This window comes from Sphingomonas kyeonggiensis (assembly GCF_030812785.1).
Lineage (GTDB): Bacteria > Pseudomonadota > Alphaproteobacteria > Sphingomonadales > Sphingomonadaceae > Sphingomonas > Sphingomonas kyeonggiensis_B.
Map to the genome: position 1 here is coordinate 86,149 of NZ_JAUSTJ010000001.1, position 20,345 is coordinate 106,493.

At 67.2% G+C, this 20,345-nt stretch carries 18 protein-coding genes; 13 read left to right on the forward strand and 5 right to left on the reverse strand.

What is annotated here, in order from left to right; all coding sequences use genetic code 11:
- Positions 1–57 precede the first annotated feature (57 nt).
- On the forward strand, positions 58–423 hold the full coding sequence (locus J2W22_RS00415; protein WP_307116298.1) for an ArsR/SmtB family transcription factor: 366 nt from the start codon (positions 58–60) through the stop codon (positions 421–423).
- On the forward strand, positions 404–892 hold the full coding sequence (locus tag J2W22_RS00420) for an SRPBCC family protein (RefSeq protein WP_307116299.1): 489 nt from the start codon (positions 404–406) through the stop codon (positions 890–892). Before J2W22_RS00415 ends, J2W22_RS00420 begins: the two co-directional genes overlap by 20 nt.
- A 325-nt stretch (positions 893–1,217) precedes the next feature.
- Here the strand turns inward: J2W22_RS00420 and J2W22_RS00425 are convergent, their stop codons facing one another.
- Together J2W22_RS00425 and J2W22_RS00430 are read right to left on the reverse strand one after the other, a co-directional pair.
- A complete protein-coding gene (locus tag J2W22_RS00425; protein WP_307116300.1) occupies positions 1,218–2,558 on the reverse strand; it encodes an epoxide hydrolase family protein in 1,341 nt (446 codons plus the stop codon).
- A 120-nt stretch (positions 2,559–2,678) separates the two neighbouring features.
- Positions 2,679–3,095, reverse strand: a complete 417-nt coding sequence (locus J2W22_RS00430) for an organic hydroperoxide resistance protein (RefSeq protein WP_307116301.1) — start codon at positions 3,093–3,095, stop codon at positions 2,679–2,681.
- 148 nt (positions 3,096–3,243) lie between these two features.
- On the opposite strand from J2W22_RS00430, the gene J2W22_RS00435 reads away from it, so the two are divergent.
- Complete coding sequence (locus J2W22_RS00435) at positions 3,244–3,702, forward strand: MarR family winged helix-turn-helix transcriptional regulator (protein WP_307116302.1); 459 nt, start codon at positions 3,244–3,246, stop codon at positions 3,700–3,702.
- 141 nt (positions 3,703–3,843) lie between these two features.
- On the opposite strand, the gene J2W22_RS00440 is transcribed toward J2W22_RS00435, so the two are convergent.
- A complete protein-coding gene (locus tag J2W22_RS00440; RefSeq protein ID WP_307116303.1) occupies positions 3,844–5,220 on the reverse strand; it encodes a helix-turn-helix domain-containing protein in 1,377 nt (458 codons plus the stop codon).
- Between the two features lie 325 nt (positions 5,221–5,545).
- Between J2W22_RS00440 and aceA the strand changes: the two genes are divergently transcribed.
- Together aceA and J2W22_RS00450 are read left to right on the forward strand one after the other, a co-directional pair.
- Positions 5,546–6,829, forward strand: a complete 1,284-nt coding sequence (gene aceA / locus J2W22_RS00445) for an isocitrate lyase (RefSeq protein WP_307116304.1) — start codon at positions 5,546–5,548, stop codon at positions 6,827–6,829.
- 23 nt (positions 6,830–6,852) lie between these two features.
- Entirely contained in the window at positions 6,853–7,005 is a 153-nt protein-coding gene (locus J2W22_RS00450; protein WP_180147184.1) for a hypothetical protein, read from the forward strand.
- 148 nt (positions 7,006–7,153) lie between these two features.
- On the opposite strand, the gene J2W22_RS00455 is transcribed toward J2W22_RS00450, so the two are convergent.
- A complete protein-coding gene (locus tag J2W22_RS00455) occupies positions 7,154–8,653 on the reverse strand; it encodes an MFS transporter (RefSeq protein WP_307116305.1) in 1,500 nt (499 codons plus the stop codon).
- A gap of 111 nt (positions 8,654–8,764) precedes the next feature.
- Between J2W22_RS00455 and J2W22_RS00460 the strand changes: the two genes are divergently transcribed.
- From J2W22_RS00460 to J2W22_RS00475, 4 genes are all read left to right on the forward strand, one after another.
- Entirely contained in the window at positions 8,765–9,910 is a 1,146-nt protein-coding gene (locus J2W22_RS00460) for an acyl-CoA dehydrogenase family protein (protein WP_307116306.1), read from the forward strand.
- A gap of 113 nt (positions 9,911–10,023) precedes the next feature.
- Complete coding sequence (locus J2W22_RS00465; protein ID WP_307116307.1) at positions 10,024–10,812, forward strand: SDR family oxidoreductase; 789 nt, start codon at positions 10,024–10,026, stop codon at positions 10,810–10,812.
- A gap of 44 nt (positions 10,813–10,856) precedes the next feature.
- Positions 10,857–11,108, forward strand: a complete 252-nt coding sequence (locus tag J2W22_RS00470) for a type II toxin-antitoxin system ParD family antitoxin (RefSeq protein WP_307116308.1) — start codon at positions 10,857–10,859, stop codon at positions 11,106–11,108.
- Positions 11,105–11,404, forward strand: coding sequence for a type II toxin-antitoxin system RelE/ParE family toxin (locus J2W22_RS00475; RefSeq protein WP_307116309.1), 300 nt, complete (start codon positions 11,105–11,107; stop codon positions 11,402–11,404). The genes J2W22_RS00470 and J2W22_RS00475 overlap by 4 nt, the downstream gene beginning before the upstream one ends.
- On the opposite strand, the gene J2W22_RS00480 is transcribed toward J2W22_RS00475, so the two are convergent.
- Positions 11,401–13,656 (reverse strand): NADP-dependent malic enzyme, encoded by a 2,256-nt coding sequence (locus J2W22_RS00480; RefSeq protein WP_307116310.1) that lies wholly within the window; start codon positions 13,654–13,656, stop codon positions 11,401–11,403. The genes J2W22_RS00475 and J2W22_RS00480 overlap by 4 nt on opposite strands.
- Before the next feature lie 229 nt (positions 13,657–13,885).
- Here J2W22_RS00480 and mutS point away from each other — a divergent pair, with 229 nt between their 5' ends.
- The 4 genes from mutS to J2W22_RS00500 all read left to right on the forward strand — a co-directional run bounded on the left by mutS (position 13,886) and on the right by J2W22_RS00500 (position 20,273).
- Positions 13,886–16,465, forward strand: coding sequence for a DNA mismatch repair protein MutS (mutS, locus tag J2W22_RS00485; RefSeq protein WP_307117960.1), 2,580 nt, complete (start codon positions 13,886–13,888; stop codon positions 16,463–16,465).
- A complete protein-coding gene (locus J2W22_RS00490) occupies positions 16,462–16,686 on the forward strand; it encodes a hypothetical protein (RefSeq protein WP_307116311.1) in 225 nt (74 codons plus the stop codon). The genes mutS and J2W22_RS00490 overlap by 4 nt, the downstream gene beginning before the upstream one ends.
- 754 nt (positions 16,687–17,440) lie before the next feature.
- Positions 17,441–19,183 (forward strand): cellulase family glycosylhydrolase, encoded by a 1,743-nt coding sequence (locus J2W22_RS00495; protein WP_307116312.1) that lies wholly within the window; start codon positions 17,441–17,443, stop codon positions 19,181–19,183.
- Positions 19,184–19,307: 124 nt separating this feature from the next.
- Entirely contained in the window at positions 19,308–20,273 is a 966-nt protein-coding gene (locus tag J2W22_RS00500) for a hypothetical protein (protein WP_307116313.1), read from the forward strand.
- The last annotated feature ends 72 nt before the right edge of the window (positions 20,274–20,345 follow it).

Here is a 20,345-nt window from a genome sequence, read left to right on the forward strand (position 1 = left end):
GCGCGAGAGGTTCCCTGCACTTGCATGCAGGTCCGCCCTGCGCTAACACTGAACCATATGGTTCACTATTCCACCGCCACCCGCCTCGACGCTTCCTTCGCCGCCCTGTCGGACGCCACCCGGCGCGGCGTGCTCGAGCAGCTGGCCTGGGCCGAGGCGTCGATCACCGACCTTGCCGAGCGCTTCCACATGACCCTCACCGGCATGAAGAAGCATGTCGGGGTGCTCGAGCGCGCCGGGCTGGTCGTCACCGAGAAGGTCGGCCGCGTGCGCACCTGCCGGCTCGGCGCCCAGGGCCTTGCCGAGGAAGCGGGCTGGATCGCCAATTACCACCAGCGCTGGCACGCCCGCTTCGATGCGCTGGACGATGTGATCGCCGAACTCAAAGCCATGGAGAACAAGGATGAGCCTGAACGCCACTGACCTCGGCGCCACCAAGGTGGAGCGCATCTCGGACACCGAAGTGGCGGCATCGCGCCTCTTCGACGCCCCGCCGCACCTCGTCTGGCGGGCATGGACCACGCCCGAGCTGTTCCAGCGCTGGTGGGCGCCCCGCTCGATGGGCGTGCCGATGCACGTCCGCGAGCTCGATGTCCGGGTCGGCGGCGGCTACCGCATCGAGTTCGACGGCGAGGGCGGCCAAGTCTGGGCGTTCTTCGGCAAATATCTCGAAGTCGAGCCCAACGCCCGCATCGTCTGGACCAACGAGGAAGGCGGCGACGCCGGCCCGATCTCCTCGGTCACCTTCGAGGAACAGGACGGCAAGACCCTGGTGACCTTCCAGGAACGCTACCCGTCGAAGCAAGCCCTGGACGACGGCATCGGCGCCGCCGAAGGCCTGCCCGAGCAGTTCGCCCAGCTGGCGGAACTGCTGGGGGAGATGGCGGGGTAACCTCCCAGAACACCACCACTGATCCCCGGCGAAAGCCGGGGCCCAGCTGTAATTTCATGCGTGAGGCTCCAGCGCCATCGACAATGCACCGAAACTGGGCCCCGGCCTTCGCGGCGGAAGCTTAAACTGCAACGCAGGCAGGAACCACCCGACGCTCGGGCACCAGCGGCGTACCTAAACAAACGACTGGAATTGGGCCGATTGCGGAACAGCAGCTTTCGGGCAGCAAAGAAGGAAAGCGGCCAGTCGAACGCTATGGCAGGTTCCTGTCGCGGGCCGACACAAAGTTGGCCGCGATGCGCCGGGGCGCATCGCGGGACTGGGATTACCGGGGCTTGCGAAGTGGCCGGAAGGCTTCGCGGATATCGTCGGTCAATAGGTCCGGCTGTTCCCAGGCGGCGAAGTGGCCGCCCTTGGCGTGACGCTTGTAGAAGATCAGGTTCGGAAATGCCTTGCGCGACCAGCTTTCCGGCGCGGTGTAGATCTCATCCGGGAAGGCGCTGACCGCGACCGGGATGGTCACGCCCTTCGGCGCGAAAAAGGCGAGCTTGCTTTCCCAGAACAGACGGCCGGAGGACAGGCCGGTCTTGGTCAGCCAGTAGAGCGAGATATTGTCGAGGATATCGTCGCGCGACAGGCCCTCGGAAGCCCCGTCGAAGACACGATTGATCAGCTTCTGGCTCTCGGGATCATGGTCGATCATCCACGCGGCAAGCGCGATCGGCGAGTCGTCGAGGCCATAGAGAGTCTGCGGCCGGGAACCCATCTCCAGGGCATAGCCGACGCGGTTCTTGTAGAAGAAATCGAGTTGCTTCCAGGCATATTCCTCGTCGCGGCTCAGCCCCTCTGGCTTCGGCCCGCCAGCCAATGCGGCCGAGATCGAATTGGGTAGCGTGCCCGGCATGTTTGTGTGGATGCCAAGCAGCCCGGCAGGCTTCTGGACCGCCATCTGCTCGTTCACCGCATCGCCCCAGTCCCCGCCCTGCGCGACGTATTTCTTGTAGCCGAGCCGATCCATCAGCATGGCCCATGCGCGCGCGACATGCTGTGGATCCCAGCCAGTCTGGGTCGGCTTGCCCGAAAATCCGTAGCCAGGAAGCGATGGAATGACGACGTCGAACGCGTCGGCTGCGGTGCCGCCATGGGCGGTCGGGTTCGTGAGCCGGTCGATCAGCTTCAGATTCTCGATGATCGAGCCGGGCCATCCATGCGTGATGATCACGGGCAGCGCATTCTTGTGCTTCGACTTCACATGGATGAAGTGGATGTCGACCCCGTCGATGGTGGTGACGAACTGCGGATACTGGTTGAGGTTGGCCTCGGCCCTGCGCCAGTCATACTGGTTTGCCCAATAGTCCGCGAGCTTCTGCATCGTCCCGAGGCGCACGCCCTGCGTGTCGTCCGCGACCAGTTCCTGGGTCGGCCAGCGGGTTTCCTTGATGCGGCGACGCAGATCGGAGAGCGCTTCATCCGAGACATGGACGCGGAACGGCCGGATGGCGGTGCTGTCGTTCGTCGCGGCCGTCGTCTGCTCGGTGGCCTGGGCGGCTGCGGGCTGGACCGGCGCCAGGGCCGCGATGGACGCGATAGCCGTGCTCATAGCGGCAAGGCGAACCAGACGGCGCCGGCTCTGCGAGGCGGCTGCGATAATGCTGTGGATCTTCATGTTTCTTCTCCTGGTTTGAAGTTCGGTATGGACCGGGCGCACGGGAGGCTCCGCGTGCCGCGGATCGATCGGGTCATCTCGGTAATTTGGAGGCGCGGCGCTCAGGCGCCGCAAAGGCGCTCAGGCGAGCGTCAGGGTCACGTCGATGTTGCCGCGGGTCATCTTCGAATAGGGACAGGTCTGGTGCGCCTGGTCGATGATGTGCTGCGCGGTCTCGCGATCCAGCCCGGGCAAGCTGACGATCAGGCGAGCCTGGAGCAGATAGCCCCCTTCGCTCGTGCCGAGATCGACTTCGGCATCGACCGCCGAGTCGGCAGGAAGCGTCACCTTCAGCGCGCGCGCCGCGATACCCATCGCGCCGATGAAGCATGCCGACCAGCCGGCCGCGAACAGCTGCTCGGGATTGGTGCCGGGCGCACTCGATCCCGGCGCCGAAAGCTTGACGTCCAGCCTGCCGTCGCTGCTGCATGCAGCACCTTCGCGGCCGCCAGTGGTGTGGGTGGAGGCGGTGTAGAGCACGTTCTCGATCCTGGTCATGATACGGTTCCTTTTATCGGGCGCGATTGCATCGGATGCGATCTATATGTTTCGTTCTTGAGAACGAGTCAAGCGGTTGCGAAACTATCGCATACGATTTAAATGAAGGGCCGCACGCGGATCGCGCGCACATGGAGACTGCAACGCCGTGAACGAGACCCAGGAAGCGCCGAAACTGGCCGACTATCTCTGCTTCGCCATTTACTCGGCGAACCTGGCCTTTGGCCGCGCTTACAAGCCGATCCTCGAGGATCTGGGGATCACCTACACCCAGTGGATCACCATCGTGGCGCTATGGGAGTCCGGCGAGCTCACGGTGGGGGCTTTGGGCGAGAAGCTGTTCCTCGAATCGAACACGTTGACGCCGATCCTGAAGAAACTCGAGGCCATGGGCTATCTGGAGCGCCGCCGCGCAGCCGCAGACGAACGCCAGGTCATCGTGCAACTCACCGATGCCGGGCGTGCGTTGCGGGACCGGGGTGTGCAGAGGGACCTTGTCGCCGCCACCGGCCTGGAACCAGAGGAGTTTAAGGCACTCCAGTCTGCGGTGACAAAGCTACGCGGCAACCTGATCGATCATACGCAGGGACGTCACGAACTGAAGTAGGTCGACAGGCGCGTCGCCAATGGTCCCGTGGCGACGGCAGCCTTTGAAGGGCGGCGGCCTGAACGACCGCTTTTATAAGCGCATAAGCGACCGATCTTGGGGCGCATACCGGCCATGCCCGCATTCCAATAGAAGCCCCCGCTAATCCCCCGCAAACCCGAACGGCGTGACCCCGCTCTCGCGCTCGTTCGCCAGCGCCGCGCGGCCCGCCGGCGGGGCCGAGCGCTGGGGGCAGTCCGGCCGGGTGCAGGCGCGGCAGCCCAGCCCCACCGGCACCGCCTCGCCGGCCAGGTCGACCCCGCGCGCCGCCGACAGCGCCCGCGCCTCGGCCGCCGCCAGCCCGATCCCCAGGGCGAACCGCGCCTTCACCCCCTGCGCGCCCTGCGGCGTCCGCGCCCGCGAAAGCGTGAACCAGCGCCCGCCCTCCTCGGTCTCGACCAGCTGGGCCAGCGTCTCGTCCGCCCGCCCGAACGCCTCGGTCAGGTTCCATAGCGGGCAGAGCCCCGGCCCCTCGACCAGAGGCGAACCGCTCGCCCCGGCAAAGCGCTTGGAGACCTGCCCCGCGCGATCCACGCGGATCAGGAAGAAGGGCAGCCCCCGCGCGCCCACCCGCTGCAAGGTGGTCAGCCGGTGCGCCACCTGCTCGAAGCTCGCCCCGAACCGCCGCTGGAGCAGCTCCAGATCATAGCCGCTCGCCTCGCACGCCCGCAGGAACCGGCCATAGGGCATCACCAAAGCCGCGGCGAAATAGCCGACCAGGTGCCGCGCGTAGAGCCGCTCGCCCGCCCGATCGAGCCCGGCGCCGCGCACCAGCGCGTCGATCTCGCCCCGCGCCTCCTGGGAAAGCCGCTCGGCCAGCGCGAAGGTGCGGCCCGGCATGTCGAGCAGCTCGGAAAGCTGGATCTGGCGCGCATGCAGGTCGAGCCGCTTGAGGAGACCCGGCATCACGTCCGCCGGCAGGATGCGCACCGACAATTGATGCTTCACCCGCAGCCGCTCGGCCATCGCGCCATAGGGATCGCCGGCGGTCTGGCGCAGTTCGTCGGCCAGCGCCTCGGCCACTGCGTCGAGATCGGCGAAATGGTTGCGCCACCGCTCGATCTCGCGGCGCACCTGCCGGCCGGGATCGCCCGCGCCCGCCTCCGCCACCGGGCCGCCCGCGCCGATCCGGTCATAGGCGCGCGCGAACGCCTCGGCCCCGCCCGGCGCGCCCGCCAGCCATTCCTCCATCTGCTGCCGGTCGATCTCGAGATCGGCGAACAGCGGGTCCGCCAGCCGCCGCCGCAGCGCCTCCATCCCGCCGCCGGGCTCGGCCGCGGCGAGCTTGCGCGGATCGAAGTCGTACACTTCCGACAGCCGCAGCATCAGCATCGCCGAGACCGGCCGCTGGTTGCGCTCGACCAGGTTGAGATAGGAGGCCGACACCCCCAGCGCCTCGGCCATCGCCGCCTGGGTCAGCGCCAGCTGCCGCCGGAGACGGCGGACGGCATGGCCAGCGAAGAGCTTCTGTTCGGCCATCCTAATCCGACTCCCCAACCGTCACCCCGGCCTTGTGCCGGGGTCCACTGTGCCGCGCGCTTTGCCCTCTCGCCTCCAGTCGGATGCCAAGCCGCCCGGTGGATCCCGGCACAAGGCCGGGATGACGGAATAGAGCCCTGTCCTACACGCCGCGTTCCCGATACGTTCACATCAACCGAGTCGAGCCATCTTGTAAAGAATTTACACCCTTTCAACGCGAGCGAAAGCCCATACGACACCCCAACCCTCGCAAGGCCATTCCCCGACTATCAAGATACTCAAGGAATCCGCACACAGACTGGGCAATCCAGTCAAGGAAATGACAATGTCGACCCGCTTCGAAGACCTGATCCCCGCCCCGACCGGCCGGTTCGACGGTATTGTCCGTCCCTACTCGCCGGAGGACGTCCAGCGGCTGCGCGGATCGCTTGCGGTCGAGCATACCCTGGCCCGCCGCGGCGCGCTCAAGCTGTGGGAGCTGCTGCAGACCGAGGATTACATCAACGCGCTCGGCGCCCTCTCCGGCAACCAGGCGATGCAGATGGTCCGCGCCGGGCTGAAGGCGATCTACCTGTCGGGCTGGCAGGTCGCGGCCGACGCCAACACCGCCGGCCAGATGTACCCCGACCAGTCGCTCTATCCGGCCAATGCCGGGCCCGAGCTCGCCAAGCGGATCAATGCCACGCTCCAGCGCGCCGACCAGATCGAGCACATGGAAGGCGGCGCGCAGCGCGACTGGTTCATGCCGATCGTCGCCGATGCCGAGGCCGGCTTTGGCGGGCCGCTCAACTGCTTCGAGATCATGAAGGCCTATATCGCCGCAGGCGCCGCCGGGGTGCACTATGAAGACCAGCTCGCCTCGGAAAAGAAGTGCGGGCACCTCGGCGGCAAGGTGCTGATCCCGACGCAAGCCCATATCCGCAACCTCGATGCGGCGCGGCTTGCGGCGGACGTCGCCGGCGTGCCGACGGTGATCTGCGCCCGCACCGATGCCGAGAGCGCGCGGCTGATCACGTCGGACGTCGACGAGCGCGACCGCGAGTTCCTCACCGGCGAGCGGACCCCCGAGGGGTTCTTCCGCCTCAAAGAAGGCACCGGCGTCGATCACTGCATCAAGCGCGGCCTCGCCTTTGCCGAGCATGCCGACCTGCTGTGGTGGGAAACCTCGAAGCCGAACATGGACGACGCCCGCCGCTTCGCCGAGGCGATCAAGAAGGAATACCCGAACAAGATGCTGGCGTACAATTGCTCGCCCAGCTTCAACTGGGAGAAGAATCTCGACAAGGACGACATCGCCCGCTTCCAGCGCGAGATCGGGGCGATGGGCTACAAGTTCCAGTTCGTCACCTTGGCGGGCTTCCACCAGCTCAACTACGGCATGTTCGAGCTGGCCCGGGGCTACAAGGATCGCGGCATGGCCGCCTATTCGGAGCTGCAGCAGGCCGAGTTCGCTGCGGAAGAGAATGGCTACACCGCGACCCGCCACCAGCGCGAAGTCGGCACCGGCTATTTCGATGCGATCGCCACCACGCTGGCGGGCGGATCGAGCAGCACCACCGCGCTGGCCGAGAGCACCGAGGCCGCCCAGTTCGCCACCCAAGCCGCCTGAAACCTGAGAAAGGAGTGATTGCCATGACCGAACCCCAGCGCAGCCGCGCCGTCTTCTCGACCGAGGACTTCCGCCTGATCCGCGATGCGGTCGCCACCCACCTCGAAAAGGTGAAGGACGCACCGGAGAGCGTGAAATACGCCAACCTCTATCACCGCCTGGGCCGCGTGGCCTGAGCCCTCGTCATCCCGGCGAAAGCCGGGATCTCAGGCGAAGGCGCGAGGAAAGAGCCGCACGAGATCCCGGCTTCCGCCGGGATGACGGATAAGGAGCCGCCGCCTGAAGTACGAATTTCCTGGGGAGGAAAGGATGTCCGCCGAGGGATCAGCCCTCGGCGGACATTTCCGTGCTTCGGCCAGCGAGCGCAGCCACCCGCGCCTCATGCTCGGCCTTGCCGAAGGGGAAGAAGCGGTAGAAGCCCGCCGCGGCGAAGGCGAGCACGCCGTAGAGGACGAAGAACAGCACCGTCAGCCGGTCCACCGTCGCCAGCGGCACCTGCCCCGGCCTGGCGGCGGCGGGGAAGTCGACCAGGTCGAGCAGCAGTCCGGTCGCCCAGATGCCCAGGCCGCTGCAGCATTTCTGGATGAAGAAGGCCCCGGCGAAGAACACGCCCTCGTTGCGCCGCCCGGTCTCGATCTCGGACTGCTCGACGACATCGGCCATCATCGAGGAACCGAGGATGGTCGCCGCGATGCTGCAGGTCACGTTCGCAGCATAGATGGCGAAGAGCGAAGGCAGCAGCCAGGGCGAGCCCGGCTCGGGGAATGCTCCGATGAGCCGCAGCACATAGGGCAGCGCCACCCAGAAGGCCGCCGCCGCCATCAGCCAGGTCGCGGCGCGCGGCTTGCCGATGCGGCGCGAGATCCGCGGCGCGAGCAGGAAGGCGAAGAAGGCACCGACCAGCAGCGAGAAGGCGATGATCGTGAAGTCCTGCCCCTCGAAGCGCCAGACATGCGCGTAGAGATAGCTCGACAGCGCGAAGCTGACGCCCTGGGCGGAATAATAGCAGAGCCCTGCCGCCATCAGGATCAGGAAGGCGCGGTTGCGCACCGTCTCGCCCAGCTCGGCGAAATGCTTGCCCAGCGACTGACGCTTCGTCGCCTCGGCCCGGGGCAGCCGCTTGATCTCGCCATGCGTCCCCGCGGCCGAGACGAGGATGGCGAAGACCATCAGCAGCGCGCTCGCCAGCGCGAAGCCGGGGTAGTTCTCCCGCACCAGCTGGCCGTTGGGATGGCCCGGCGTGGGGCCGAGCAGCCAAGCATAGGCGAGGATCATCATCCCCAGCCCGCCAGCCCAGCCGAACAGGAAGCGATACGCCATGATCCGCGTCCGTTCCTCGTAATCGGCGGACAGCTCCGGGGTCAGCGCCTGGCTCGGCACCTCATAGGCCGAGACCGCGGTGCGGACGAGCACCGACATGGCGAACACCCAGAGCAGCATGCCGCCATGCGACAGCGCGGGCGGGTTCCACAGCAGCAGCCAGCCGATCGCGATGGGAATGGCGGAGGCATACATCCAGGGATGGCGCCGCCCCCAACGGCTGCGGGTCCGGTCCGACAGGAAGCCGATCGCCGGATCGGCCACCGCGTCGAGCAGCAGCGCGCACATGATCGCGAAGCCGACCTCGGTCGCCGGCAGGCCGAGCACCTGGTTGAAGAAGAACAGCAGGAAGGTCGAGAAGCAGAAATCCTTCACGCCGTAAGCCACCGTGCCGAAGCCATAGGCGAGCATGATCGGGGTCCGGATTCGCCGCGTCGGAGGCACTGCCGCCTGGTTCGCTTCCATGCCGGTATGCTCCCTCTCCACCGATTTGGCGCGCAGCATAGGTGCCGGACCCCAAGGGTCAACCGGAACAGATTGGAACATCGGGTATGGCTTGCCCAACGCCCTGAGGGCGGTATAGCGTCCCGCTTCGAACCCGAGGAACGTGAAGCAATGGCGCTCGACCCCGAAGTCTTCGATGCCCTGATCGACACTATCCGCCGCTTCGTCGCCGAGCGGCTGCGCCCGCTGGAGGGCGAGGTCGAGGCCGCCGACGCCATCCCGGCGGAAGTCATCGACGAGATGAAGGCGCTCGGCCTGTTCGGCCTGTCGATCTCGGAGGACTATGGCGGCCTGGGGCTGACCATGCTCGAGGAGTGCAGGGTCGCCATCGAACTCGGCCGCACCACCCCGGCGTTCCGCTCGAGCTTCGGCACCAATGTCGGCATCGGCTCGCAGGGCCTCGTCATGGCCGGCACGCCTGAACAGAAAGCCGAGTGGCTGCCCCGCATCGCCAGCGGCGAGATCGTCACCAGCTTCGCCCTGACCGAGCCCGATGTCGGCTCGGACAGCGGCGCGGTGAAGACCCGGGCAGTGCGGGACGGCGATGTCTATCGCCTCACCGGCACCAAGCGCTTCATCACCAATGCCGACAAGGCGGAACTGTTCACCGTCATGGCCCGCACCGGCGACGAGCCCGGCGGCCGCGGCGTCTCCGCCTTCCTCGTGCCGCGCGACTTGCCGGGCGTCAGCATCGGCGAGCCCGAGAAGAAGATGGGCCAGAAGGGCGCTCGGGTGGCAGACGTCGTGTTCGACGACACCCCGGTCCCCGCCGCCAACCGGCTCGGCGCGGAAGGCGAAGGCTTCAGGATCGCCATGCAGGTGCTGGACCGCGGCCGGCTCCACATCTCGGCAGTGTGCGTCGGCGTGGCCGAGCGCCTGATCGCCGACTGCGTCGCCTATGCCAGCGAGCGCAGGCAGTTCGGCAAGCCGATCGCCGAGCATCAGCTGATCCAGGCGATGCTCGCAGACTCCAAGACCGAGGCACTGGCGGCGCGGGCATTGGTACTGGAAACCGCTGCGGCCAAGGACGCAGGCCAGAACACCACGATGGAAGCCGCCGCGGCGAAGTATTTCGCCAGCGAGATGGTCGGCCGCGTCGCCGACCGCGCCGTGCAGATCTTCGGCGGCGCCGGCTATATCGCCGATTACGGCATCGAGCGGCTATACCGCGACGTGCGCCTGTTCCGGATCTACGAAGGCACCAGCCAGATCCAGCAACTGATCATCGCCCGCGAAACGCTGAAGCGGGGCGGGTAAACAATCTCCCTCTCCCCGCCAGCGGGGAGAGGGCCGGGGAGAGGGGCATGGAAGAGCGGGCAAAGAGAGCCTCTCTCCCCTGCCCTCGCTCCTGAAGGAGAGAGGGAGTAATAATGGACACCACCAGCCTGTTCCGCCTCGACGGCCGCATCGCCCTGGTCACCGGCGGCTCGCGCGGCATCGGCAGGATGATCGCCGCCGGCTACATCGCCCAGGGCGCCAAGGTCTATGTCTCCTCCCGCAAGGCCGAAGCCTGCGAGGAGACCGCCGCCGAGCTCGGCCCGAACTGCATCCCGCTCCCCATGGACGTCTCTACCGTCGACGGCTGCAAGGCTCTCGCCGAAGCCCTTGCCGAGCGCGAGCAGCGGCTCGACATCCTGGTCAACAATGCCGGCGCCGCCTGGGGCGAGCCGTTCGAGGCCTTTCCCGAAAAGGGCTGGGACAAGGTGATGGACCTCAACGTCAAGTCGCCCTTCTTCCTCACCCAGGCGCTGTTCGACCTGCTCAAGGCCGGCGGCTCGGCGCAGCGCCCGGCCAAGGTGATCAACATCACCTCGATCGACGGCCAGCGGCTCAACCCCTGGGAGACGTACAGCTATCACGCGTCGAAATCGGCGCTGATCTACCTGACCAAGCGCATGGCCGCGCGGCTGATCCGCGACCATATCAACGTCACGTCGATCGCCCCCGGCGCCTTTGCCAGCGAGATGAACCGCGCCGCCCGCGACCATGGCGGTGAAGTGGCCAAGGCAATTCCCGCAAAGCGCATCGGCGTCGACGAGGACATGGCCGGCGCCGCCATCTACCTCGCCAGCCGCGCCGGCGACTATGTCGTAGGCGACACGATCACCGTCGACGGCGGCCTGGTCAACGCCTCGCTGGGGGTGAGCATCGACGGGTAGAAAAGCCCGCACGATATGATTAAATCATATCCGAGGAGATCGACATGGCCGCCAAGGCAGTGAGCGTGACGTTGGGCGAAATGGCCGAGCGTGCCGAGCGGCATCTCGCCTCGGGCCGCTTTTCCTCGATGAGCGAGGTGGTCCGCGCCGGGCTGCGCGCGCTCGACCGGGAAGAAGCCGCGCTCGATGCGCTGATGCGCGCCAAGGTCCAGGAAGCCCTCGAAGACGGGCGCCCCAGCGTCCCGCTCGCCGAGGCATTCGCAAGGATCCGCACGGCGACGACCGCCGGGGAATGAGCCACCAGGTCCGGCTCTCCGAGCTCGCGATATCCGATCTGGTCGCGCTCCACCGGTGGATCGCCGCGGAAGCGACCCCGGCAATCGCCGACGAATATATCGACCGGATCGAGACCCGGGTCGCTGCGCTCGCCGATTTTCCGGATCGCGGCACGCCGCGGGACGATCTCGCCCCGGGCCTGCGCACCCTCTCCTTCGAGCGGCGCCTGCTGATCGCCTACCGGGTCGATGGCGGGACGGCGCTCGTGCTGCGCGTGATCAGTGCACAGCGCGAGCTCGCCCCACTATTCGGCTAGCGCGCGATCCCGCCCGCCGCGAGCACCGCCAGCGTCACCAGCTCGCTCGCGGTCGCGGTCATCGGGGCGATCTGCACCGGCTTCTCCATGCCGATCAGCATCGGGCCGATCGTCGAGTCACCGCCCAGCTCGCGCAGCAGCTTGGCCGAGATATTGGCCGATTGCAGGCCCGGCATGATCAGCACGTTCGCCGGCCCCTTGATCCGCGCGAACGGATAATTGGCGAGCTGGCGCGCGTTGAGCGCGACGTCGGGCGACATCTCGCCCTCATATTCGAACTCGACCGCACGCCCGTCGAGCACCTTGATCGCGCCGCGGACATTGTCGAGCCACTGGCCCTCGGGATTGCCGAAGTTGGAGTAGCTGAGGAAGGCGACGCGCGGCTCATGGCCCATGCGACGTGCGACCGCGGCGGCACCCTCGGCGATGTCGGCCAGCTCCTCGGCGTTCGGACGCTCGTTCACCGTCGTGTCGGCGATGAACACGGTGTGCGACTGGCCGACCAGCACATGCATGCCGAACGGGGTCTGGCCCGGGCGGTGGTCGATCACGCGCTTCACCTGGCGCATCGATTCGGCCCAGGTCCGCGTCACGCCGGTGATCATCGCATCGGCATGGCCGAGCTGGAGCAGCAGGCCGCCGAAGATGTTGCGGTCGCGGTTGACCATCCGCTCGCAGTCGCGGCGCAGGTATCCGCGGCGCTGCAGGCGGCAATAGAGGAAGTCGACCATCTGATCGACCAGCGGCGAGTTGACGCTGTTGTGCAGCTCGAACTCGTCCGGATTGGCACCGAGCGCCTTCAAGCGGTCGTGCACGCTCTCGCGGCCGACCAGCACCGGCGTGCCGTATCCGCCATCCTTGAAGGCGATCGCCGCGCGCAGCACGACTTCCTCTTCGGCCTCGGCGAAGATCACGCGCTTCGGATTGGCCCGCGCCCCTTCATAGGCAAGGCTGAGCACCGAGGTGGTCGGGTTCAGGCGGGCGCGCAGCGACTGGCGATAGGCCGCCATGTCGGTGATCGGCTTGGTCGCCACGCCCGAATCCATCGCCGCCTGGGCGACGGCGGCGGGGACCAGCTCCATCAGCCGCGGATCGAACGGCGCCGGGATGATGTAGTCGGGACCGAAGCTGTGCTGCACGCCATACGCCGCCGCCACTTCCTCAGGCACCTGCTGGCGGGCCAGCTCGGCGAGCGCGGTCGCCGCGGCGATCTTCATCTCGTCGTTGATCGTCGTCGCCCGCACGTCGAGCGCGCCGCGGAAGATGAAGGGGAAGCCGAGGACGTTGTTGACCTGGTTCGGATAGTCCGAGCGGCCCGTCGCGATGATCGCGTCCGGGCGGGCGGCGCGCGCCTCGGGCGGGGTGATCTCCGGATCCGGGTTGGCCATCGCGAAGATGATCGGCTTCAGCGCCATGTGGTTGAGCAGCGCGGCGGGCAGCGCGCCGGCGGCCGACAGGCCCATGAACACGTCGGCGCCTTCCAGCGCATCGGCCAGGGTGCGGCGATCGGTGGCAACCGCGTGCGCCGACTGCCACTGGTTGATGCCCTCGCGGCCCTGGTACATCACGCCGGTGCGGTCGAGCATCAGCAAATTGTCATGCGGCAGGCCCATCGCCTTGATCAGCTCGGCGCAGGCGATCGCGGCCGCACCGGCGCCGTTCATCACCACCCGCGTCGTCTTGATGTCGCGCCCGGTCAGGTGGAGCGCATTGATCAGGCCGGCAGCGGCGATGATCGCGGTGCCGTGCTGGTCGTCATGGAACACCGGGATGTTCATCCGTTCCCGGAGAGTCTGCTCGATCACGAAGCATTCGGGGGACTTGATGTCCTCCAAATTGATGCCGCCGAAGCTCGGCTCCATCAGCTCGACCGCGTCGATGAAGCGGTCGACATCCTCGGTCTTCAGCTCGATGTCGATCGAGTCGACGTCGGCGAAGCGCTTAAAGAGGACGGCCTTGCCTTCCATCACCGGCTTGGAGGCGAGCGCGCCGAGATTGCCCAGGCCCAGGATCGCGGTGCCGTTGGAGATCACCGCGACCAGGTTGCCCTTGGCGGTATAGTCATAGGCCTTGGCCGGATCCTCGGCGATCGCGAGGACGGGCACCGCCACGCCGGGCGAATAGGCGAGCGCGAGGTCGCGCTGCGTCGCCATCGGCTTGGAGGCGATGACCTCGATTTTGCCCGGACGTCCCTCCGAATGGTAGAGCAGCGCCTCGCGCTCCGAAAACTGGACGTTCGCTTCCTCAGACATTCTTCTCTCCCGGGCGTCGCCCCACCCTTTAGGAGGACCATTCCGACGCCGCAATGTGCCGAATCCCGCAAATGGCACCGACTGGACCCAGTTTCTAGTCTGACTAATTATCGAACCGTGCGAAATCCCGCACATCGGGCTTTTCCCCAGAAAAGCGCACCCCGGGTGTTGATCGGCGGAGCCGTTCGGCTAGTCCGGGCCCGGCATGGCCTCCACCGCTCCCACTCCGATGATGGCGCAATATCTCGCCCTGAAGGCGGAGGCGGAGGATTGCCTGCTCTTCTACCGGATGGGCGACTTCTTCGAGCTGTTCTTCGAGGACGCCAAGATCGCCAGCGCCGTGCTCGACATCGCGCTCACCGCCCGCGGCGAGCATGACGGCGAGCGCATCCCGATGTGCGGCGTGCCGGTCCATGCGATGGAGGGCTATCTCGCCCGGCTGATCAAGGCCGGCCACCGCGTCGCCATCGCCAACCAGACCGAGACGCCCGAGGAAGCGCGCAAGCGCATGGGCTCCAAGGCTCTGGTCAACCGCGCGATCGTCCGCGTCGTCACCGCCGGCACGCTCACCGAGGAGTCGCTGCTCGACAGCCGCACCGCCAATTGGTGCGCGGCGATCGGCGAGGCCGGCGGCAGCGTCGCCATCGCCTGTGCCGACATCTCCACCGGCCGCTTCGAGATCATCGAGACCACCGCCGACCGCGCCGGCGCCGAGATCGCCCGCCTCTCCCCCGCCGAGACGGTGGTCGGCGACGGCTCGCCCTTCGACGAGCTCGCCACCGTCACGCGTCCGCGCATCGACTTCGACAGCGCCGGCGGCGAGGACCGGCTCAAGCGGCTGTTCGGCGTCGCCACGCTCGACGGCTTCGGGCAATTCTCCCGCGCCGCGCTCGCCGCAGCCGGGGGCCTTGCCGCCTATCTCGTGCATAATGCCAAGGGCGCGCTCCCCTTCCTCCGCCCGCCCCGCGTCACCCGCACCGAAGCCGCGATGGCGATCGACGCGGCGACGCGCGAGAGCCTCGAGCTCACCGTCAGCAGCGCCGGCACGCGCAAAGGCAGCCTGCTCGACAGCGTCGACCGCACCGTCACCGGCGCCGGCGCGCGCCTGCTCGGCAGCGACATCGCCGCGCCGCTGATGGACCGCCCGGGCGTCGAGGCGCGGCTCGATCTGGTCACCCATTTCCATGACGACGCCTTGCTGCGCGACATGGTCCGCGGCGCGCTGCGCGCCATGCCGGACATCGGCCGCGCGCTTGGCCGCCTAGCCGCCGGACGCGGCAGTCCCCGCGATCTCGGCCAGCTCCGCGACGGCCTCGACGGCGCCTGGCGTCTCGCCGAGCGGCTCGAAGCGACCGGCATCCCGCCGCTGCTCGGCGAGCTGCTCCCTCAGATGCGCGGCCACGGAGCGCTGATCGACCTGCTCAGCCGCGCGCTCGTCCCCGAGCCGCCGGTCGATGCCGCGAATGGCGGCTATATCGCCGAAGGCTATGACGCCGCGCTCGACGACCTGCGCGACGCCGGTGCCGGCGGCCGCCGCGCCATCGCTGCGCTGGAGGCCGAGTATCGCAGCCGCACCGGCATCGGCTCGCTCAAGATCCGCCACAACGGCGTGCTCGGCTATCATATCGAAGTGCCGGCGAAGAATGCCGATCCGCTGATGGCGCAGGACAGCGGCTTCACCCACCGCCAGACCCTAGCCGGCGTGGTCCGCTTCAACGCACCCGAGCTGCACGAAGTCGCGGTCAAGGTGACGCAGGCGGGCGCGCATGCCCTCGCCGCCGAGGCCGCGCATCTCGAGGACCTCACCACCCGCGCCCTCGCCGCCCGCGAGCCCATCGCGCGCACTGCGGATGCCCTGGCCCGGATCGACGTCTCGGCCGGCCTCGCCGAACGCGCCGCCGAGGGCGGCTGGGCCCGGCCGCATCTCGTCGAGCATGCCTGTTTCGAGATCGAGGGCGGCCGCCATCCGGTGGTCGAGGAAGCCGTCGCCAGGTCGGGCGGGCGCTTCGTCGCGAACGACTGCAACCTCTCCGAGAGCAGCCGCCTCTGGCTGGTCACCGGCCCCAATATGGGCGGCAAGTCGACCTTCCTGCGCCAGAACGCGCTGATCGCCGTGCTGGCCCAGGCCGGCAGCTACGTCCCCGCCGCCCGCGCCACGCTCGGGCTGGTCGACCGGCTGTTCAGCCGGGTCGGCGCCTCGGACAATCTCGCGCGCGGCCGCTCGACCTTCATGGTCGAGATGGTCGAGACCGCGGCGATCCTCGCCCAGGCCACCCCGCGCAGCTTCGTGATCCTGGATGAAGTGGGCCGCGGCACCTCGACCTATGACGGCCTCGCCATCGCCTGGTCGGTGGTCGAGGCGATCCATGAGGACAACCGGTGCCGCTGCCTGTTCGCCACCCACTATCACGAGCTGACCCGGCTGGCCGAGCGCTGCGACGCGCTCACCCTCCACCATGTCCGCGCGCGCGAGTGGAAGGGCGATCTCGTCCTGCTCCACGAAGTCGCCGAAGGCCCCGCCGACCGCAGCTACGGCCTTGCCGTCGCCCGCCTCGCCGGCCTGCCGCCGGTGACGATCAAGCGCGCCAAGGCCGTGCTCGACAAGCTCGAGGCCGGCCGTGCCGCGACCGGCGGGCTTGCCGCGGGCCTCGACGACCTTCCCCTCTTCGCCGCCATGGCGGTCGAGGAAGAAGCGCAGGTCGACATGCTGCGCAGCGAACTGGGCACGCTCGACATCGACAGCCTCTCCCCGCGCGAGGCGCTCGAAATGCTCTATCGGCTCAAGGGCCTGGCGGCGGAAGGCGCATGACCGCGCTCGACCTCACCGACCAGTTCCTCGCCATATTGCTGCGCGAGGTCGGCGGCACCCGCCGCCGCTGGCGCAACGTCATCGGCCCGGTGAAGCGCTACAGCGCCGCGACCCACCCGCATTGCAACTGGTCGATCACCCCCGGCGGCGAAGCGGAAGAGAACGCCGCCGTCGAGCGCATCGCCGACCGCCTGCGCGACAGATATCCGATCATCGACTGAGTCGGTCGCCGTGCCGAACCGCCGGCGCCCCGTAATCGTCGCCCGGTTCCAAACCCCGTCCCACCCCAACTCGTGAGCCCGGCCCACTCCGTCATCCCGGCAAAAGCCGGGATCTCAGGCGGAGGCGCGACGAAGGAGCCGCACGAGATCCCGGCTTTCGCCGGGATGACGGATGAGGGCTGGCACTTTTCGCTTGACATTACGAACCATATGGGTTACGAGCCTCGCCATCCCTCGTACCAGGCCAGCACGAAGGATCACGAAGGCCGGCGCTTGCACGTGGCAACGCCGGAGGACCGGTGGCGGAATCGTTCGGCAGCGTAAGTCGAAGCTTCGCCAGAGCAACCGCAGAGCCCCTCGCCTTAAAATACACCCCTGGCTTCTCTTTTGGCTGCAATACAGGGGGAGGCACGCCGCGGATAAGTTAAGTCTCGACGCGACACACACTCGAATACCAACTGCCAATCGTCGTCGAGCCCGAGCGTGATCGAGAAGTGGAACGCCCCGGTCCTTTCCTTCTGCCCATCCCCCGGGTGCCAAAGGCACGCCGGGCTGAAGCCATTTCTCCCAAACCGTCATCCCGACGAAAGTCGGGATCTCAGGCGATGGCGCGGGCACAGGGACAAGAGCCGCACGAGATACCGGCCCTTCGACTTCGCTCAGGAGAGCCTTCCGCCGGGATGACGATTGTGATCGATCTCAAGCCTTCCCCACGCTACCCTCCCGCCAAAACCAGACAGAGAGGACCGCCCGGATGAAGAAGCTCGCGCTCGCCTTGCTCGCCTGCATGACAACGTTGCCAGCATCGGCGCAGACCTTCCTGCGCGCCGATGGCCAGCGCATCGTCGACGAGAGCGGCAACCCCGTCCTGCTGCGCGGCATGGGGCTGGGCGGCTGGATGCTGCAGGAAGGCTATATGCTCCAGCTCGGCCAGCTCGGCTCGGGCCAGCAATATCGCATCCGCGCCGCGATCGCCGATCTGATCGGCGAGGAGAGGACGGCGGAGTTCTACCGCGCCTGGCTCGACAACCACACGCGCAAGGCGGACATCGACATGATGGCGCGCTGGGGGATGAACTCGGTCCGCCTGCCGATGCACTACAACCTCCTCACCCTGCCCGCGGAGAAGGAGCCGGTCGCCGGCAAGGATACCTGGCTCGAGGACGGCTTCCGCCGCATCGACGCGCTGCTCGCCTGGACCAAGGCGAATGGCATGTACCTGATCCTCGACCTGCACGCGGCGCCTGGCGGCCAGGGCACCGACCTGCCGATCGCCGACCGCGATCCCGCCAAGCCCTCGCTGTGGCAGAGCGCGGAGAACCGCCGCAAGACGATCGCGACCTGGCGCAAGCTCGCCGAGCGTTATGCCGACGAGCCCGGCATCGGCGCCTATGACCTGCTCAACGAGCCCAATTGGGACTTCTCCGCCCCCGGCGGCGAGCATGGCTGCAAGGAGACGGGCAACGCGCCGCTCAAGCAGCTCTACACCGACATCGCCGCCGCGATCCGCCAGGTCGACAAGCGCCACATGCTCATCATCGAGGGCAATTGCTGGGGCAACAACTATCAGGGCCTGCTGCCCTTCGCGGACAAGAACACCGCGCTCAGCTTCCACAAATACTGGAACTACAACGACGAGGCGGCGATCGCCCCGTTCCTCAAGCTGCGCGAGACGTACAACATGCCGCTCTGGCTCGGGGAATCGGGCGAGAACTCCAACCGCTGGTTCCGCGACGCGATCGGCCTGGTCGAGAAGCACGACATCGGCTGGGCCTTCTGGCCGCTCAAGAAGATCGGCTTCAACAATCCCTATGAGATCGCCCCCAATCCGGGCTGGCCGAAGCTCGTCGCCTGGTGGACCGGCAAGGGCCCGCGCCCGGGCGCCAATGAGGCCTATGCCACGCTGATGCAGCTCGCCCGGCACGACATCCGCCACGAGAACAATGTCTTCCACCAGGACGTGGTCGACGCGATGCTGCGCCAGCCGCACGATCCGAGCCCGCGCCCCTCGGCGCCCCTGCAGGTCACCGCGGAGGGCGGCGCGTTCGACGCGGTCGACTATGACATCGGCCCGGCCGGCGTCGCCTATCACGACAGCGACGATGCCAATTACCATGTCTCCACCGGCAAGGCCCGAAGCCAGTGGAACAATGGCCGTACCTGGCGCAACGACGGCGTCGACATCGCCCGCGCGGCCGACGAGAGCCTGTACGTCAGCGACTTCAAGCCCGGCGAATGGATGCGCTACTCGCTCTCCGCAGAGGGCGGCGGCCGCTACACGATCGAAGTCGAGGCGAAGGCCGACAAGCCCGGCACGCTGACCCTCACCCTCAACGGCGGCACGCCGTTGACGCTCGCCGTCCCCGCCGGCCCCGGCTGGCAGAAGCTGCGCGTCACCGCACCCGCCGCCCTGCTCGACGGCAACAACCTGCTGGTGCTGGGCGCGAAGAGCTTCGACGGTGGCGTGCGAGCGATACGGTTCGAGCCCGGCCGCTAGCCGCCCCGCCCGCCAGCCGGTTTTTTCCGTCCGGATCGGCGCGACCCGCTTTCGCGCCGATCGCCCATGCTAGGTTGCGCGCGCGCAATGAATTGCCGCTTTCCATGTAGCAGGGGCCGACCCGATGAGCATCAACACAGCCGACTGGATGGGCCAGGCCCTTCTACACAACAGCGGCGTCAGACAGATCCCGATGTGCCAGTTTCCCCTGCCCGGCAGCCACGATGCCGGCTCCTATGGCGGCATCAACGTCAAGAGCAAGACGCAGCATTTCTCGATCTACGAGCAGCTCGAGCACGGCGTGCGCTATTTCGATTTCCGGGTGCGCGTCGACAGGGGCGTGTTCTTCTCGCACCACGGCGCCGATGAATCGCGGGACAATCCCTACACCGCGAACTCGATCCAGACGGGAACGACCTATCTCTTCGGCGAGATCACCCGGTTTCTACGGGCGCATATCGGCGAAGTGGTGGTTCTCAATTTCAAGGACTTTACCGCGGTCACGGGCCAGGATTTCACCGCGACCGACGCCGCTGATTTCATGGCCTGCCTGCTCAGGGACTTCGGCGCCGTCCCGTCGCAGAACGACCTGCTCTATGTCCCCGGCGACATCCCCACCTATGGAAGGTGCATCGACCTGGGCCAGCGCATCATCCTGCTGATCAACGACGAGGCATGGCCGGGCGAGTGGAGCAACTGGGCGCTGCCTACCTCTACCACGCTGCGCGAGCGCTTCTCGGACTATAAATACGCGCTGCATTCCTGGAACACGCTGGTCGACGACACACTTGCCGATCAGCAGAATTATCTCGCCGATACCGGATCGGACGGTCGCGATCCCGGCCTGTTCTGGGTGAGCCAGGCGGTGCTCGGCTATACCAACATGACTACGCCCAATGGCGGGAGCCAGAACAAGGAGGGCGCCTCGCATCTCAACCCGGTCTTCGAGACGGCCTATGGCCAGTGGTGGGCCGGCAAGTCGGCGATCCCGGGTGTCACGCAGAACGTCCAGCAGCCCAATGTCCTGCTGCTCGACTATTCCGGCTTTTACGACGATTTCGCCACCATCTGCTACAATCTGATCACCTGACCAGACGAAAGCCGCGGACGCTCGCGGTCACGCATATCTTATGCGTGGCCGTGAGGATCCGGCAGGGCTAGA